The 16,396-nt window shown below is 57.0% G+C and carries 14 protein-coding genes; 11 read left to right on the top strand and 3 right to left on the bottom strand.

All coding sequences use genetic code 11. The features are described 5' to 3' along the window. The first annotated feature begins 183 nt into the window (after positions 1–183). Entirely contained in the window at positions 184–2,334 is a 2,151-nt protein-coding gene (aas, locus tag FCN45_RS15235) for a bifunctional acyl-ACP--phospholipid O-acyltransferase/long-chain-fatty-acid--ACP ligase (RefSeq protein WP_137386371.1), read from the top strand. Beyond that, positions 2,331–3,521 (top strand): lysophospholipid transporter LplT, encoded by a 1,191-nt coding sequence (gene lplT / locus FCN45_RS15230; protein ID WP_137386370.1) that lies wholly within the window; start codon positions 2,331–2,333, stop codon positions 3,519–3,521. The genes aas and lplT overlap by 4 nt, the downstream gene beginning before the upstream one ends. A gap of 119 nt (positions 3,522–3,640) precedes the next feature. Here the strand turns inward: lplT and FCN45_RS15225 are convergent, their stop codons facing one another. The 3 genes from FCN45_RS15225 to mutH all read right to left on the bottom strand — a co-directional run bounded on the left by FCN45_RS15225 (position 3,641) and on the right by mutH (position 5,835). Then, positions 3,641–4,681 (bottom strand): NADP(H)-dependent aldo-keto reductase, encoded by a 1,041-nt coding sequence (locus FCN45_RS15225; protein WP_110867968.1) that lies wholly within the window; start codon positions 4,679–4,681, stop codon positions 3,641–3,643. A gap of 144 nt (positions 4,682–4,825) precedes the next feature. Beyond that, positions 4,826–5,044 (bottom strand): YgdI/YgdR family lipoprotein, encoded by a 219-nt coding sequence (locus FCN45_RS15220; RefSeq protein WP_101761992.1) that lies wholly within the window; start codon positions 5,042–5,044, stop codon positions 4,826–4,828. Between the two features lie 104 nt (positions 5,045–5,148). Next, on the bottom strand, positions 5,149–5,835 hold the full coding sequence (mutH, locus tag FCN45_RS15215) for a DNA mismatch repair endonuclease MutH (RefSeq protein WP_137386369.1): 687 nt from the start codon (positions 5,833–5,835) through the stop codon (positions 5,149–5,151). 682 nt (positions 5,836–6,517) lie between these two features. On the opposite strand from mutH, the gene rppH reads away from it, so the two are divergent. The 9 genes from rppH to recC all read left to right on the top strand — a co-directional run bounded on the left by rppH (position 6,518) and on the right by recC (position 16,393). Beyond that, on the top strand, positions 6,518–7,045 hold the full coding sequence (gene rppH, locus FCN45_RS15210; RefSeq protein ID WP_007890933.1) for an RNA pyrophosphohydrolase: 528 nt from the start codon (positions 6,518–6,520) through the stop codon (positions 7,043–7,045). A gap of 12 nt (positions 7,046–7,057) precedes the next feature. Beyond that, entirely contained in the window at positions 7,058–9,304 is a 2,247-nt protein-coding gene (gene ptsP / locus FCN45_RS15205) for a phosphoenolpyruvate--protein phosphotransferase (RefSeq protein ID WP_137386368.1), read from the top strand. Between the two features lie 95 nt (positions 9,305–9,399). Continuing rightward, positions 9,400–10,281 (top strand): prolipoprotein diacylglyceryl transferase, encoded by an 882-nt coding sequence (lgt, locus tag FCN45_RS15200; protein WP_008109262.1) that lies wholly within the window; start codon positions 9,400–9,402, stop codon positions 10,279–10,281. Then, a complete protein-coding gene (thyA, locus tag FCN45_RS15195) occupies positions 10,278–11,072 on the top strand; it encodes a thymidylate synthase (RefSeq protein ID WP_137386367.1) in 795 nt (264 codons plus the stop codon). The genes lgt and thyA overlap by 4 nt, the downstream gene beginning before the upstream one ends. Before the next feature lie 177 nt (positions 11,073–11,249). Further along, positions 11,250–11,720 carry a prepilin-type N-terminal cleavage/methylation domain-containing protein gene (locus FCN45_RS15190; RefSeq protein ID WP_137386366.1) on the top strand — a complete coding sequence of 157 codons (471 nt, stop codon included), beginning with the start codon at positions 11,250–11,252 and terminating at the stop codon, positions 11,718–11,720. Next, the gene (locus tag FCN45_RS15185; protein ID WP_101761996.1) at positions 11,711–12,250 is read left to right on the top strand and encodes a prepilin peptidase-dependent protein; all 540 of its coding nucleotides are present in this window, start codon (positions 11,711–11,713) and stop codon (positions 12,248–12,250) included. Before FCN45_RS15190 ends, FCN45_RS15185 begins: the two co-directional genes overlap by 10 nt. After that, positions 12,247–12,669: a DUF2509 family protein gene (locus FCN45_RS15180; RefSeq protein ID WP_137386365.1), complete on the top strand. Its 423-nt coding sequence runs from the start codon at positions 12,247–12,249 to the stop codon at positions 12,667–12,669. The genes FCN45_RS15185 and FCN45_RS15180 overlap by 4 nt, the downstream gene beginning before the upstream one ends. After that, entirely contained in the window at positions 12,602–12,943 is a 342-nt protein-coding gene (locus tag FCN45_RS15175) for a prepilin-type N-terminal cleavage/methylation domain-containing protein (RefSeq protein WP_137386364.1), read from the top strand. Before FCN45_RS15180 ends, FCN45_RS15175 begins: the two co-directional genes overlap by 68 nt. A gap of 69 nt (positions 12,944–13,012) precedes the next feature. Continuing rightward, a complete protein-coding gene (gene recC / locus FCN45_RS15170) occupies positions 13,013–16,393 on the top strand; it encodes an exodeoxyribonuclease V subunit gamma (RefSeq protein ID WP_137386363.1) in 3,381 nt (1,126 codons plus the stop codon). Positions 16,394–16,396 lie beyond the last annotated feature (3 nt).

The following is a 16,396-nucleotide window of genomic DNA, read 5'->3' as shown; positions in this document are numbered from 1 at the left end:
CGCGAGGACCGCCGGACCACAAGTGGCCCCGGCCTGCGCACTCATCGTTGGCTTAACTGACAAGCATTACGCCATGAATAGCGGCCCTACGACCGCTATTGCGTTTAAATCACCACGCCACTTGTCGAAAATCCCCAGATCCTGCATCGTAAGAGCCATTTTTAAGACTGCTAAGGAGCTGGCATGCTACTCACTTTTTTCCGTTTCCTGTTCCGCCTGCTGTGGCGTGTGGAACTGCGCGGCGACCTCGCGGCACTGCATAAAGAGAAAGTGCTGATCACCCCCAATCACACGTCGTTTCTGGATGGGGTATTACTGGCGCTGTTTCTGCCGATCAAACCGGTGTTCGCGGTCTATTCGTCGATCAGCGATCAATGGTTTATGCGTCTGCTGAAGCCGATTATCGACTTCGTTCCGCTCGATCCCACCAAGCCGATGTCGATCAAACATCTGGTGCGCATGATCAATCAGGGCCGTCCGGTGGTGATCTTCCCCGAAGGGCGCATCACCGTGACCGGATCGCTGATGAAGATCTACAGCGGCGCGGGCTTTGTGGCGGCGAAATCCGGTGCCACCGTGGTGCCGATGCGTATCGAAGGCGCGGAATATACGCCGTTTGGTCGTCTGGCGGGCGTGTTTAAACGGCGCCTGTTCCCGCGCATCACCTTAACGGTGCTGCCGCCAACGGTAATCCCGATGCCTGAAGCCAGGCGCGCGCGCGATCGTCGCACGCTGGCGGGCGAGCACCTGCATCATGTGATGATGGAAGCCCGCATGGCGGTGCGTCCGCGTGAGACGCTGTTCGAAGCTTTCCTGAATGCGCGTCAGCGTTATGGCGCGATGAAGCCGTGCATCGAAGACGTCAACTTCAAACCGGATAGCTATACCGGTTTGCTGAAGAAAGCGCTTGGCGTGGGCCGCATTCTGGAGCGCTACAGCCAGCAAGGTGAATACGTCGGTCTGCTGCTGCCGAACGCCACGGTGACGGCGGCGGCGATTCTCGGTGCCTCGCTGCGCGGGCGCATTCCGGCGATGCTCAACTACACCGCAGGCGTGAATGGCATGCGTGCGGCGTTGACCGCATCGCAGGTGAAAACCGTGTTTACCTCGCGGCAGTTCCTCGAAAAAGGCAACCTGTGGCACTTGCCGCAGGGACTCAGCGAAGTGCAGTGGATCTATCTGGAAGATCTGAAAGATACCGTTACGCTGCAGGACAAATTGTGGATTGTGGCGCATCTGCTGATGCCGCGCCGTGCGCTGGTGGCGCAGCAGCCGGAAGATGCGGCGATGGTGCTGTTTACCTCCGGTTCGGAAGGCCATCCCAAAGGTGTGGTGCACTCGCATAAAAGTCTGTTGGCGAACGTTGAGCAGATTCGTACCGTGGCGGATTTCACCCCGCGTGACCGCTTTATGTCGGCGCTGCCGCTGTTCCATGCTTTCGGTTTAACCGTTGGCCTGTTTACCCCGTTGCTGACCGGCGCGCAGGTGTTTCTCTATCCGAGCCCGCTGCATTACCGCATCGTGCCGGAGCTGGTTTACGACCGTAACTGCACCGTGCTGTTTGGTACCTCAACCTTCCTTGGCAACTATGCGCGTTTCGCCAGCCCGTACGATTTTGCGCGTCTGCGCTATGTGGTGGCGGGCGCGGAGAAACTGCAGGAAGCGACGCGTCAGATCTACATGGAAAAATACGGCATCCGTATTCTCGAAGGCTACGGCGTGACGGAGTGCGCGCCGGTGGTGGCGATCAACGTGCCGATGGCGGCAAAAAATCACACCGTGGGCCGCATTCTGCCGGGCATGGATTCGCGTCTGATTTCGGTGCCGGGCATTGAGCAGGGCGGTCGCCTGCAGCTGCGCGGTCCGAACGTGATGAACGGGTATCTGCGCGTGGAAAATCCAGGCGTGCTGGAAGTCCCGGTCGCCGATAACGGCGAAGGCGAGATGGAAGCGGGCTGGTACGACACCGGCGATATCGTCAGCTTTGATGAAGGCGGTTTCTGCCAGATTCAGGGCCGTGCGAAACGCTTCGCCAAAATTGCCGGTGAGATGGTGTCGCTGGAGATTGTGGAGCAGATTGCGCTAAAAGCCTCTAACGAGAAGCAGCATGCGGCGTCGCTGCGTCCGGACGGTAATCGAGGCGAAGCGTTGGTGCTGTTTACTACCGACAGCGAGTTGGGCCGCGACACGCTGCTGAAAGCGGCGCGTGAAATTGGCGCGCCGGAACTGGCGGTGCCGCGCGATATCCGCGTGATGAAACAGCTGCCGATGCTGGGTAGCGGCAAACCGGACTATGTCAGCCTGAAGCAGCTGGCGGAAGAGGAGCAGGCATGAGCCAGGCGTTAAATAACGATGCACCGCTGTTATCGCGCAACATGCTGGCGGTGATTGTGGCGCAGTTCTTCTCGGCATTTGGCGACAACGCGCTGTTGTTTGTGACGCTGGCGGTGCTGAAAAATCAGTTCTATCCGGACTGGAGTCAGCCGATCCTGCAAATGCTGTTTGTGGCCACTTACATTCTGCTCGCGCCGTTTGTGGGGCAGATGGCGGATAGCTTTGCCAAAGGTCGGGTAATGATGTTCGCCAACAGTCTTAAGCTGCTCGGCGCGCTGGTTATCTGTTTCGGCTTCAATCCGTTCTTCGGCTATACGCTGGTGGGGATTGGCGCGGCATCCTATTCGCCAGCCAAGTACGGCATCCTGACGGAGATCACCAGCGGTGAACGCCTGGTCAAAGCCAACGGCTTAATGGAAGGTTCGACCATTGCGGCGATTCTGCTGGGTTCGGTGTCGGGCGGTATTCTGGCGGACTGGAACCTGGTCGCCGCGCTGGTGGTGTGTGCCATGACCTATGCGATGGCGGTGGTGGCGAACATCTTTATTCCGCGCCTGACGGCAGCGCGTCCCGGTCAGAGCTGGCATTTTGGCGCCATGCTGCGCAGTTTCATCGCGGCCACTAAGCTGCTGTGGCGCAACGGCGAAACGCGCTTCTCGCTGCTCGGCACCAGCTTGTTCTGGGGCGCGGGCGTGACGCTGCGTTTCCTGCTGGTGCTATGGGTGCCGGTGGCGCTCGGCATCAGCGATAACAAAACCCCGACCACGCTGAATGCCATGGTGGCGATTGGCATCGTGATTGGTGCGGCAGCGGCAGCGAAGCTGGTGACGCTGCAAACCGTGCGTCGCTGCATGCCCGCCGGTGTGCTGATTGGCGTGATGGTGGTGGTGTTCGCGTTGCAAACCAGCTTGCTCAATGCCTATCTGGTTTTGATGCTGATTGGTGCGCTGGGTGGTTTCTTCGTGGTACCGCTCAATGCGCTGCTGCAGGAGCGTGGCAAGGCATCCGTGGGTTCGGGCAACGCGATTGCGGTGCAAAATCTCGGTGAGAATACCGCGATGCTGCTGATGCTGGGATTGTATACCGTGGCGATTAAGCTGGGCGCGCCTGCGGTGGCGACCGGCGTCGGATTCGGCGCGATTTTCGCCGTGGCGATTGCGGTGTTGTGGTGGAAAGCGCGGAAGTAACAAAAGCATAGCGTCGTAGCGGGGCAATGTATTGCGCAATGGCGAATGCCGCACAAAGGGAAAAGTGTGCGGCGTTTTTAAAGCGCGCGATAAATCGCGCCGCTACGGTGTGGTGCGATTTATGGCGCTGGATAGGTAAACTGGCGATGAATCGCTTCCAGTTCCTCTAACACCTCGGCATTCAGCGTCAGATTGAAACTCTCTACGTTAATCTTCAGCTGCTCCAGCGTGGTGGCGCCCAGCAAGGTGCTGGCGACAAACGGCTGTTGACGCACATACGCCAGCGCCATCTGCGACGGATCCATATTGTGCTTCTGCGCCAGCGCAACATAGGCTGCAATCGCCTGCTGAGACTGATCGCCGCTGTAGCGGGTAAAGCGACTAAACAGCGTATTGCGCGCACCGGCTGGTTTCGCACCGTTCAGGTATTTGCCACTCAACGTACCAAACGCCAGGCTGGAATACGCCAGCAGCTCAACGCCTTCATGCTGGCTGATCTCCGCTAAACCGACCTCGAAGCTGCGGTTCAGCAGGCTGTACGGGTTCTGGATGGTAACGATACGCGGCAGCTCATGCTTTTCAGCCAGCTGCAGGTAACGCATCACGCCCCACGCGGTTTCGTTCGACACGCCAATGTAGCGAATCTTACCGGCGCGCACCTGTTCGGTCAGCGCTTCCAGCGTTTCCAGCAGCGTCACCGGCACGCTGGAATCGGTGTATTGATAGCCCAGCTTGCCGAAGTAGTTGGTCTGACGCTGCGGCCAGTGCAGCTGATAGAGATCGAGATAATCGGTGTTCAGGCGTTTCAGGCTGGCATCCAGCGCTTCACGAATGTTTTTGCGATCCAGCGCCTGATTCGGGCGAATCGACGCATCCGCGCCGCGTACCGGACCGGCCACTTTGCTGGCGAGGATGATTTTGTCACGGCTGCCGCGCTTCTTCAGCCAGCTACCAATGTATTGTTCGGTTAATCCCTGGGTTTCCGGGCGCGGCGGCACCGGATACATTTCTGCGGTATCAATCAGGTTGATGCCACTGCTAACCGCGTAATCAAGTTGTGCGTGGGCGTCGGCTTCGCTATTCTGCTCACCAAACGTCATGGTTCCAAGCCCCAGCTGACTCACTTCCAGCGTGCTATGGGGAATACGGTGATAGTGCATGTGCCGGCATCCTTTTTTCATTATGAAAGGGAATGTTGTGTCCTTTGGGACTATAGCGTGTGAAGCGGCGCGGAAGGAAGAGGGGAAAGTTCGGGAAATCGCCTGCACAAGGGGAAAACGCGTGCAGGCAGGGCAATTTGGCACTTAACGCTCAATGATGGTTGAAACCTCGTCACCATTGATCTGCATCTGATGGCCTTGCTCATCGGTGTACTGTACCAATCCGGTCTCTTTATCGATGGCGGGTTTGCCATCTGTCATGATCATGCGGCCATCTTTGGTCGCCATGACGTAATCACTGCTACAACCACTCAATAACAGCGTCACCAAGGTTAAACCTACTGCACTCACCAACCCTTTCATTCTTATCTCCTTCTCGCGACTTCAACAGCAAAAGTGTAGTAATAAATGCTTTCGTCGTTAGGAGTAATCGCATCATTCCTAAAATTATCGGCAGCAATATGCATTTACAGTAAAAAATGTTGCGCCAAAAGCGGACCGGTGAAGCTCTTCTTCAGATAAAAGCCGCGCGGCAGCGTCATGATTGGCTCGCCGTGTTCGCCAATCGCTTCGGTCAACGCTTTGCTGTTGGCGGCTTTAGGGCGGATTTGCAACCAGGCACCGTGACGTGCGGTGATGCGCTCCACCTGACCGAGCACAATCATGTCCATCAACTCTTCCCAGTCTTCGCGCAGCTGTTGCTCCTCTTCTGCACTCGGATGCCACAGCAGCGGCGAACCGACGCGGCGCTCGGCCAGCGGCAAAGCACGATCGCCTTCGATCGGGATCCACAATACCCGCGCCAGTTTGTGCCGCACATGGCTGGTTTGCCAGGTCACGCCGCTATTGCCCGTTAACGGCGCGACGCACACGAAGGTGGTCTCCAGCGGTTTGCCCTGCGCATCTACCGGAATCGTTTTCAGCTCAATGCCGAGATGGGCGAAATCCTGCTCGGCTTTGCTGCCAGCGCTGGCACCCAAATGCAGCTCTAACAGCATGCCAACCCAGCCTTTGTCGCGTTTCAAATCTGCCGGAATCGGCAGGTTAATCTGCGCCGCCAGCGCGGCAAAGGTCTGTCCCGCCAGCTGCTGTGCGCGCTGCAGTAATTCCGCTTCGTTTTCAGGTGGCGATGGCAATAACGGTGAGAAGTGCATGCTAAAACCTACATTGGTTAAAGAGTGAACAGTAAACGCGAGCCGGGTTTGTCCACATGGCAGTTAGTTGAATAAAGGTGATAATAGCATGATTCAGCATGCTTTTTTATTTCAATAGAATGGGACGATCCAGTGATATGGCCCGGTTATCCCAGCTTGTTATCGACAATGAACAGGTGTTGAACCTGGTTATCCACAGAAAAGTGGGGTAACACCCTTTTGGGCATACCCCTGTTTCCATTTACAGCCTTGACTTTCGCGTTTTGAACGCTTTTTTTCCTTTCTTTGACCAGGTTTAGGGCATTCTCTGTGGATAAAAACGTCGGTGATGGATCTTTAACCGATCGAAAAAACTGAGCGGAGTATAACTACGGATCCTGGTAACGATTTAACGGTTAATAAGTCATATCCCGATGAATATGATGATTTTTTTGCGTATTGTTATGTTGGGTGATGAGATTTATCCGAAGGGGTTATTCAATTCATTCCCGTGTTCTGCACAAAGCTATCCACAGAAAAGGTGAATAAGATCGCCGATAAATGGGCCTCTCTGTTTATAACTTGGCTAATCTCTGTGAGTTATCCTGTTTTTATTCCTTCTGCGGCCCGCTATCCAGTGGTTTACCGCCTGTAAGGAGTGTGAAACAATCAGGCTATTCAAATTTAGCTTTGAGGTAGTCCAGTGATCGATGATGATGGCTACCGCCCGAATGTTGGTATCGTAATCTGTAACAGGCAAGGACAAGTGTTGTGGGCCAGGCGCTTTGGACAGCACTCCTGGCAATTTCCTCAGGGAGGCATCAATCCGGGTGAAACTGCTGAACAGGCGATGTATCGCGAACTGTTCGAAGAAGTGGGTTTACACCGCAAAGATGTTCGAATACTTGCTTCAACCCGAAACTGGTTACGCTACAAGTTGCCAAAACGTTTGGTGCGTTGGGACACAAAGCCGGTGTGTATCGGCCAGAAACAAAAGTGGTTTCTTCTGCAGTTGATGTGCAGTGACGCGGAAATCAATGTGCAGCACAGCAGCACGCCCGAGTTTGATGGTTGGCGCTGGGTTAGCTTCTGGTATCCGGTACGTCAGGTGGTCTCTTTCAAGCGCGATGTGTATCGCCGCGTAATGAAAGAATTCGCGGGCGTAGTGATGTCTATGCAGGAGAGTGCGGGGCAGCGTAATAATGCCGCCCAACGACGTAAAAGAGGATAGGCCACGCCCTTTATGCTCACTCAGTTACGCGAAATAGTAGAGAAAGTGGCGAGTGCTCCACGTCTGAATGAAGCACTCGACATTCTGGTAAACGAAATTTGCCTTGCGATGGAAACCGAGGTTTGCTCGGTTTATCTCGCCGATCACGATCGTCGTTGCTACTACCTGATGGCGACACGCGGGCTAAAAAAGCCGCGTGGTCGTACGGTCACGCTGGCGTTTGACGAAGGCATTGTTGGCCTCGTTGGACGCTTAGCCGAGCCGATCAACCTCGCCGACGCGCAAAGCCATCCCAGCTTCAAATACATTCCTTCCGTTAAAGAAGAGCGTTATCGCTCCTTCCTCGGCGTGCCGATTATCAGCCGCCGCCAGCTGCTTGGCGTGTTGGTTATCCAGCAGCGCGAACACCGTCAGTTTGATGAAAGCGAAGAGTCATTCCTCGTCACGCTCGCCACGCAAATGGCGGGATTGCTGTCGCAGTCGCAGCTTGGTCAACTGTTTGGTCAATTCCGTCAGACGCGGGTAAAAGCGATTGCCGCTGCGCCGGGCGTGGCGGTCGCGCCGGGTTGGGTGGATGAAACTCAGCCGCTGCTCGATCAGGTTTCCGCTGCGTCCACGCTTGACGTGCAGCGCGAACGCGAGCGCCTGGTGCTGGCGATGGGCGAGGCCGGCAACGAATTCCGCCGTTTCAGTAAACGCTTTGCTGCCAGCGTGCAGAAAGAGAGCGCGGCAATCTTCGATCTCTATTCGCACCTGCTCACCGATGCGCGCCTGAAGAAAGATCTGTTTGATGAGATCGAGCGCGGATCGGTCGCGGAGTGGGCGGTTAAAACGGTGATCGAGAAGTTCGCCGAGCAGTTCGCCAATTTACAGGATCAATATCTACGCGAGCGCGCTGGCGATCTGCGCGTGCTCGGTCAACGTCTGCTGTTCCACCTCGATGATTCGCTGGTCGGCACCAATGCCTGGCCGGAACGCTTCGTGTTAGTCGCAGATGAACTCACCGCCACCACGTTGGCTGAATTGCCGCAGGAGCGTCTGGCGGGCGTGGTGGTGCGCGACGGTGCCGCCAACTCGCATGCGGCGATTTTAACGCGCGCGATGGGTATTCCCACCGTGATGGGCGCGGATATTCTGCCAGCGCAGCTCAGCAAACGCTTGCTGATTGTTGATGGTTATCGCGGCGAAGTGCTGATCGATCCGGAACCGGTGCTGGTGCAGGAGTATCAGCGTTTAATCAGCGAAGAGAACGCGCTGAGCAAAATGGCTGAAGGCGTGGTCGAGCAGCCCGGCGAGCTGAAAAGCGGTGAGCGCATTCAGGTGATGCTGAATGCCGGCCTCAGCCCGGAACACGAGCAGGCGCTCGATAACTGGGTGGATGGCATCGGTCTGTACCGCACCGAAATTCCGTTCATGCTCCACAACGGCTTCCCGTCCGAAGAGGAGCAGGTGGCGCAGTATCAGGGCATGCTGCAGCTGTTCTACGACAAACCGGTGACGCTGCGTACGCTGGATGTCGGCGCGGATAAGCAACTGCCGTACATGCCGATCAGTGAAGAGAATCCGTGCCTTGGCTGGCGTGGTATTCGCTTAACGCTCGATCAGCCGGAAATCTTCCTGGTGCAAGTGCGCGCGATGCTGCGCGCCAACGTGGCGTCTGGCAACCTGAGCATTCTGCTGCCGATGATCAGCCATATCGATGAGATCGATGATGCGCGTCGTCTGATTGATCGCGCTGGCCGCGAAGTGGAAGAGATGCTCGGCTATGTGATTCCCAAGCCGCGCATTGGCATCATGATTGAAGTGCCGTCGATGTTGTTTATGATCCCGCATCTGGCGGATCGCGTCGATTTTGTCTCGGTTGGCACCAACGATTTGACGCAATATCTGCTGGCGGTTGATCGCAACAACACGCGCGTGGCGAACCTGTATGATTCGCTGCATCCGGCGATGCTGCGGGCGCTGCACACTATTGCCAGCGAAGCCCGCCAGGCCAAGCTGGAGCTCTGTTTGTGTGGTGAAATGGCTGGCGATCCAATGTGTGTCGCGCTGTTAGTGGGCATGGGATATCACCATCTCAGCATGAACGGCAAGAACGTGCCGCGGGTGAAATATCTGCTGCGCCATCTCGATTTTGAAGAGGCACAGAAGCTCAGCGAGCATGGACTGGCCGCGCATACCGCCTCGGAAGTGCGCCATCTGGTCTCCACCTTTATGGAGCGCCGTGGTTTAGGCGGTTTGATTCGCGGCGGGCGTTAACGGTTACAACTTCACGACCTGTAAAAAAAAGTGGCTGTGCTATCATGCGCAGCCTTTTATTGTCCCGTTTCAGGGCAGAAAAATGATGGTGAAAGATGACTGACGGCTACATTTCGTTTCCCCAATTCGATCCGGTAATTTTCTCTATCGGACCGGTTTCGCTCCACTGGTACGGCTTGATGTATCTGGTGGGCTTTGTATTTGCTATGTGGCTGGCGACGCGACGCGCCAACAAACCTGGCAGCGGCTGGAAAAAAGAGGAAGTGGAAAACCTGCTGTATGCGGGCTTCCTCGGCGTATTCCTCGGTGGACGTATCGGCTATGTGTTGTTCTACAACCTGCCGCTGTTCCTGGAGAATCCGCTGTATCTGTTTAAGGTCTGGGATGGCGGCATGTCGTTCCACGGCGGCCTGATTGGCGTGATTGTGGTGATGCTAATCTTCGCACGCCGCACCAAGCGCACGTTCTTCCAGGTGGCGGATTTCATTGCCCCGCTGATCCCGTTTGGTTTGGGTGCCGGTCGTCTCGGTAACTTCATCAACGGCGAACTGTGGGGCCGCGTGGCGCCTGATTTCAAATACGCGATGTTGTTCCCCGGTTCACGCAGCGAAGATATCGCGCTGGCAGCCAACAATCCGCAGTACCAGGAGTTGCTGAACACCTACGGCGTGCTGCCGCGTCATGCTTCGCAGCTGTATGAGCTGTGCCTCGAAGGCATCGTGCTGTTCATCATTCTCAACCTGTTTATTCGCAAGCCGCGCCCCATGGGCAGCGTCTCGGGCCTGTTCCTGATCGGCTACGGCGCATTCCGCATCATCGTGGAGTTCTTCCGTCAGCCGGATGCGCAGCTTGGTCTGTTTGAAGGCGGCGTCAGCATGGGGCAGATTCTGTCGATCCCAATGATTCTGGCCGGTGTAATTATGATGATCTGGGCGTATCGTCGTCGCCCGCAGCAACAAACTCGTGAGGTAAAATGAAACAGTATCTGGACCTAATGCAACATGTGCTGAATGAAGGCGCAGAAAAGGCCGACCGTACCGGTACCGGCACGCTCTCCATCTTTGGCCACCAGATGCGTTTCAATTTGCAGGATGGTTTTCCGCTGGTCACCACCAAGAAAGTGCACCTGCGCTCGATCATTCATGAGCTGTTGTGGTTTCTGAAAGGTGAGACCAACATCGGTTACCTGAAAGAGAACAAGGTCACCATCTGGGACGAATGGGCCGATGAGAACGGCGATCTCGGCCCGGTCTACGGCAAGCAGTGGCGCAGCTGGGGCAGCGCCTCGGGTGAAGAGATTGATCAAATTAGTAAAGTGATTGAGCAGTTAAAGCGAGATCCGGATTCGCGTCGCATCATTGTCTCGGCGTGGAACGTGGGCGAGCTGGATCACATGGCTCTGGCACCTTGCCACGCCTTCTTCCAGTTCTACGTGGCTAACGGCAAGCTCTCTTGCCAGCTCTATCAGCGCTCGTGCGATATCTTCCTCGGTCTGCCATTCAACATCGCCAGCTACGCGCTGCTGGTGCATATGGTGGCGCAGCAATGCGATCTCGAGGTGGGCGATTTTGTCTGGACCGGTGGCGATACGCATCTGTACAGCAACCATTTAGAGCAGGCGCGCCTGCAGTTAACGCGTGATCCGCGCCCGTTACCGAAGCTGGTAATCAAGCGTAAACCGGCTTCTATCTTTGATTATCAGTTCGATGATTTCGAGATTGAAGGCTACGATCCACATCCAGCGATTAAAGCGCCCGTCGCCATTTAACGCCACTCCCGCAAGGTCGCCATTCATGGCGACCACGCCCAAATCGCACCTCAATCCTGAATCCGTCTCACAAAACGTTGTATCTCTCTGCACCTCTCCTCGATTTCCTGCGCAACGTTTCCCAACGTCGATTTCTCTCCCTTGTTGAACTTCATGTTGCTGGGCACATTACCCGCCATGAACAGATACGATAACCACGGTTTCACTTTGCCCGAACTGTTATTGGTGATGGTGATCGCCGGCATACTTAGCGTCGGCGCGCTGCAAGGTTGGCAGCGCTGGCAGCAATATCAACAGCTGCGCGACAGCGTACTGCAACTGCAGGGATTTCTGCTGCGTTTGCGCGCCCATGCTAACTGGCACAACCGCGATCTCACGCTGTGGGTACAGAGCGGTGAAAACGGCTGTCTTGGCGCAGGACCTAAACCTGCAGAAGGCTGCGCACTGCCCTCGCGCTGGTTATTTAAACCGCCGCACGACAGCGTGCGCCTTGTCGGCATCAATGGTGACGTCGGTTTTTACGGTCGGCGTGATGTCGCGCGTCCTGGCAGCATCGATCTCGCCAGTGCGGCGGGGCGCTGGCGCTTAATTATCTCCGCCAGAGCGCGCATCCGTGCCTGTCAGCCGGGAGAGAAAGGATGCGAATAACACAACGCGGATTCAGCCTGCTGGAGATGCTGATTGCCATGGCGATTGGCGCGGTACTGATGATCAGCGTCGGGCGATTTTTACCGCTGCTGCTGGAGCAGAATCTGCGCCTGCAACAGCGCGTGCAGTTACAGCAGGAGCTGCAGCAGATCGCCAATACGCTGCAAAAAGCGCTGCGCCGTGCCGGCTATTGCCACGGCCAGTGCAGCGGTTCGGCGCTAACGATTGCCGCCAGCGGCAGCTGCGTTTTACTGCGCTGGGATGAGAACAGCAACGGGCGCTGGGAAGGCGTGGGCCACAGCGAAAGTGACTATTACGGCTATCGGCTGCGCAGCGGACAGCTTGAAATGCAGCGTGGCGTGGATGAGTGCAACAGCAGCGGCTGGGAGAAACTCTCCGATCCGGCATTTCTCACCATCGATACCTTCAAGCTTGAACGGCAGGGATCGCGTCTGGTGCTGCAACTGGCGGGACACGCCAACAGCCAAAGCGTGGAGCTGGCAAGCTGGATAGAAGGAATCAATCTGTGAAGCAGCGTGGCAATAGCACGCTGGGCATGGTGCTGATGATGTTACTGATGGGCGGACTGACGCTACACGCCACGCGAACGCAGCTCTCGCAAGGCATGGTGTTAGTGGCTGATGAGCAGCTGCACAGTCAGGATTTCTGGCAGGCGCAGGCGGCGTTAGTGTGGGGCAGTGTGCAAAACTGGCCGCAGGCCACCGGCTGGCAATGTCAGCAATGGACAGCAGAACAGTGGCAAAGCTGCCTGCTACGAATGGAGGATGACAATGCGTTGTTATCGGGACATGGAGAAGGGCGCGCGCTGTGGCTCTATCGTTGGGTATCCATCCCCAACACGCAACCCCAGCCGCAAGCGCATGGCTGGATCGATTACTGCCCGCTGTCGCAGCCGGCGCTGTGTCAGCCAGAAGCAGCAGGGCTTTAGCCTGGCGGAAACGCTGGTGGCGATGCTGTTGCTGGCGATGACCATCAGCACATTGCTGCAATATCATCGCGCGCTGGCGCTGGGGTTTAGCCAGCAGTGGCAGCAGCGTCAGGCGTGGCGTGTTGCCGGTCAGGCATTGCTTGGCCGTGACGTTGAAGGATGGCAGAGTCAGCGCCAGCAACAGAGCCTGGCGGGCGGCTGCACGCTGGAGCGCGTCACGGTCACGGCGCCACAGCAGCGTTCCGCCTCACTGGCGCAGCTCAATTGCCACTAGCGGTAGGCATCGCAGGTGATAAACGGTAGAGTGGCTCGGCTGCGTTGTTGTCTTGTGTTTAGGAGAAATATGTTCCGGGTCTATCACTCTAATCAGCTTGACCTGTTGAAAAATCTGGCAGGTATTCTGATTGAAAATCAACCGCTGACCGATCCGCTGGCGGCTGAACAGGTGCTGGTACAAAGCCCAGGCATGGCGCAGTGGCTGCAAATGGAACTGGCTAACAGTTTCGGCATTGCCGCCAACATTGATTTCCCGCTGCCTGCGAGCTTCATCTGGAACATGTTCGTTAAGGTGCTGCCCGATATTCCTGAAGAGAGCGCCTTCACCAAGGCCAGCATGAGCTGGAAGCTGATGCATCGCTTGCCAACTTTGCTGGAGCAGGACGCTTTCCAGCCGCTGCGTCACTACCTCAATGATGACGACGACAAGCGCAAGCTGTATCAGCTCAGCGCCCGTGTTGCCGATCTGTTTGACCAATATCTGGTGTATCGCTCGGACTGGCTCAACAGCTGGGAGCGCGGTGAACGGATTGATGGCTTAGGCGAATCGCAGCAGTGGCAGGCGCTGCTGTGGTGCGATCTGGTTAACTTTACCGAAAGCCTGGGTCAACCGATGTGGCATCGCGCCAACCTCTATGCGCGCTTTATCCAAAAGCTGGAACAGGCGCAAATGCCTCCGCCGGGCTTGCCGCAGCGCGTGTTTATTTGCGGTATCTCCGCGCTGCCGCCGGTTTATTTGCAGGCGCTGGAAGCGCTGGGGCGTCACATTGATATTCATCTGCTGTTCACCAATCCCTGCCGTCACTATTGGGGCGACATTCAGGATTATGCCTTTTTGGCGAAGCTGCAAAGCCGCCAGCGCCGCCGCATTCAGTCGGATGAGCTGCAGCCGCTGTTCCGCGATCCGGCTTGCGCATCAGCATTGTTTAACGATATCGGCGAGCAGCAGCTGACCAATCCGCTGCTGGCGTCATGGGGCAAGCTGGGGCGCGATAACCTGTTTATGCTGAGCCAGATGGAATCCGCCGCCAACGACATTGATGCCTTCGTCGAGATGCCTCAAGACAATCTGCTGCACAGCGTGCAAGCGGATCTGCTCAATCTGGACGATAAAGCGATCATTGGCCTCAACGCCGGTGAGCTGGCGAACAGCGCCGAAAAACGCCTGCTTGATCCTGAAGATCGCTCGATCACGCTGCAGGTGTGCCACAGCGCACAGCGTGAAGTTGAAGTGCTGCAGGATCATCTGCTCACGCTGATGGAAGCCCATCCCGAACTTAAGCCGCGCGACATCGTCGTGATGGTGGCGGATATCGACAGCTACGCCCCTTTTATTCAGGCCGCTTTTGCCAGCGCGCCGAGCGAACGCTATTTGCCGTTCGCCATTTCCGACCGACGCGCCAGTCAGGCGCACCCGGCAATTTTGGCGCTGCTCAGCTTGCTGTCGCTGCCTGAAAGTCGCTTTGCCTCCGAAGATGTGCTGGCGCTGCTTGAGGTTCCCGCATTAGCGCAGCGCTTCTCGGTGGATGAAAGCGGGCTGCGCCTGCTGCGCCGCTGGGTGATGGAATCCGGCATTCGCTGGGGACTGGACGATGCCAGCGTGGAAGCGCTGGCGCTGCCGGTAACCGGACAACACACCTGGCGCTTCGGCCTGCAGCGTATGCTGCTCGGCTATGCGCTGGAGAGCCGCAACGGCGACTGGCAAGGGATCCTGCCGTATGACGAATCCAGCGGTTTGATCGCTGAGCTGGCGGGGCATCTGGCGGAACTGCTATCGCGACTCGAAGAGTGGCGTGCGCGTCTGGCAGAAGAGCGCACGTTAGCGGAGTGGCAGCCGCTGTGTCGTGAGCTGATTGAGTGCTTCTTTAGCGGAGACGCCGAAAGTGAAGCCGCGCTGCTGCTGGTGGAAACGCAGTGGAAACAGATTATCGAGCAGGGCATGCAGGCGGCGTATCAACAGCCGATTCCGGTTACGCTGCTGCGTGATGAGCTGCGTTCACGCCTCGATCAACAGCGTATCAGCCAGCGTTTCCTCGCCGGTCCCATCAACTTCTGTACGCTGATGCCGATGCGTTCGATTCCCTTCAAAGTGGTGTGTTTGCTGGGCATGAACGATGGCGTCTATCCGCGCACTTTAGCGCCGCTGGGTTTCGACCTGATGCAGCAACAGATGCGCAAAGGCGACCGTAGCCGCCGCGATGATGACCGCTATCTGTTCCTCGAAGCGCTGATTTCGGCGCAGCAGCAGCTCTATATCAGTTACATCGGCCGGGCGATTCAGGACAACACCGAGCGCTATCCATCGGTATTAGTGAGCGAGCTGGTGGATTACCTGGGGCAAAGCTTCTGTCTGCCGGGTGATGAAGCGCTTGAACCCGATATCAGCGAGCAGCGCGTGCGTGAACATCTGCAAAAGCTGCATAGCCGCATGCCGTTTGCCGCAAAGAACTTCCAGCCGGGCGCACACGGGCAAAGCTTTGCTGCGGAGTGGTTGCCCGCAGCCACCGGCAGCGGCGTGGCACAGCCGGATTTTGTGCAGCCCTTGCTGCCTGCACCGATAGAAACCTTGTCGCTGGAGCAACTGCTGCGCTTCTGGCGCCATCCGGTGCGCGCCTGGTTCCAGCAGCGCTTGGGGGTGGCTTTCTGGATGGAAGAGAGCGAGCTGCCCGACAGCGAACCGTTCGCGCCTGACAGCCTGGAACGCTACCAAATCAACGCCCAATTGCTGAATACGCTGGTCAACGGTGACGATCCGGCGCAGCTGTATGCGCGTCACCGCGCCGCTGGCAATCTGCCTTATGGCGCGTTCGGGGAACTTTTCTGGCAGAGCCAGACCGAAGAGATGCAGGAAGTGGCCGCCGAGGTGAGTGGTCAACGCCAGCCCGCTGAAAGTTGGGAAATCAATCTGACGCTCGGCGCAGTGCAATTGACCGGCTGGCTGACGCAGGTGCAAGCTGATGGCCTGCTGCGCTGGCGTCCGGGCGTGCTGAACATGAATGATGGTCTGCTGCTATGGCTGGAACATCTGGTGTATTGCGCGTTGGGCGGCAGCGGTGAAAGCCGCATGTACGGCCGTAAACAGAGTCACTGGCGCTTCGCGGCGCTGCCTGCTGAACAGGCGCTGTCGCTTCTGCATGCGTATGTTGCGGGTTACCAGGCCGGATTAGTCGAGCCGCTGATGCTGCTGAATAAATCCGGCGGAGCCTGGCTGGAAGCCAGCTTTGATAGCAAGTCGCAGCAGTTGCTGGAAGACGAAGCCACGCAGAAAAAGGCACTTAACAAATTGCTGCAAGCCTGGCAGGGTGGTTTCCAGGTGGAAGGCGAGGGCAGCGATCCCTATCTGCAACGCCTGAGTCGGTCTTTGGACGATGATGCCGTGCAGGCGATTACTGCCGCCGCACGCCAATGGTATTTGCCGGTGCGCCTGGCGCATCAAAATGATGAATAGCAA

The sequence above is a fragment of the Pantoea sp. SO10 genome (assembly GCF_005281435.1).
In the GTDB taxonomy this organism is placed as follows: Bacteria; Pseudomonadota; Gammaproteobacteria; order Enterobacterales; family Enterobacteriaceae; genus Pantoea; species Pantoea leporis.
The sequence above is the reverse complement of the archived record's forward strand: the minus strand, read 5'-3'. Positions and strand labels throughout refer to the sequence as shown.

What these genes read in the sequence shown, in the direction of transcription:
- aas (WP_137386371.1), top strand. Translation starts at nt 184, where the DNA reads ATGCTACTCACTTTTTTCCGTTTCCTGTTCCGCCTGCTGTGGCGTGTG.
- lplT (WP_137386370.1), top strand. Translation starts at nt 2,331, where the DNA reads ATGAGCCAGGCGTTAAATAACGATGCACCGCTGTTATCGCGCAACATG.
- FCN45_RS15225 (WP_110867968.1), bottom strand. Translation starts at nt 4,681, where the DNA reads ATGCACTATCACCGTATTCCCCATAGCACGCTGGAAGTGAGTCAGCTG.
- FCN45_RS15220 (WP_101761992.1), bottom strand. Translation starts at nt 5,044, where the DNA reads ATGAAAGGGTTGGTGAGTGCAGTAGGTTTAACCTTGGTGACGCTGTTA.
- mutH (WP_137386369.1), bottom strand. Translation starts at nt 5,835, where the DNA reads ATGCACTTCTCACCGTTATTGCCATCGCCACCTGAAAACGAAGCGGAA.
- ptsP (WP_137386368.1), top strand. Translation starts at nt 7,058, where the DNA reads ATGCTCACTCAGTTACGCGAAATAGTAGAGAAAGTGGCGAGTGCTCCA.
- lgt (WP_008109262.1), top strand. Translation starts at nt 9,400, where the DNA reads ATGACTGACGGCTACATTTCGTTTCCCCAATTCGATCCGGTAATTTTC.
- thyA (WP_137386367.1), top strand. Translation starts at nt 10,278, where the DNA reads ATGAAACAGTATCTGGACCTAATGCAACATGTGCTGAATGAAGGCGCA.
- FCN45_RS15190 (WP_137386366.1), top strand. Translation starts at nt 11,250, where the DNA reads ATGAACAGATACGATAACCACGGTTTCACTTTGCCCGAACTGTTATTG.
- FCN45_RS15185 (WP_101761996.1), top strand. Translation starts at nt 11,711, where the DNA reads ATGCGAATAACACAACGCGGATTCAGCCTGCTGGAGATGCTGATTGCC.
- FCN45_RS15175 (WP_137386364.1), top strand. Translation starts at nt 12,602, where the DNA reads ATGGCTGGATCGATTACTGCCCGCTGTCGCAGCCGGCGCTGTGTCAGC.
- recC (WP_137386363.1), top strand. Translation starts at nt 13,013, where the DNA reads ATGTTCCGGGTCTATCACTCTAATCAGCTTGACCTGTTGAAAAATCTG.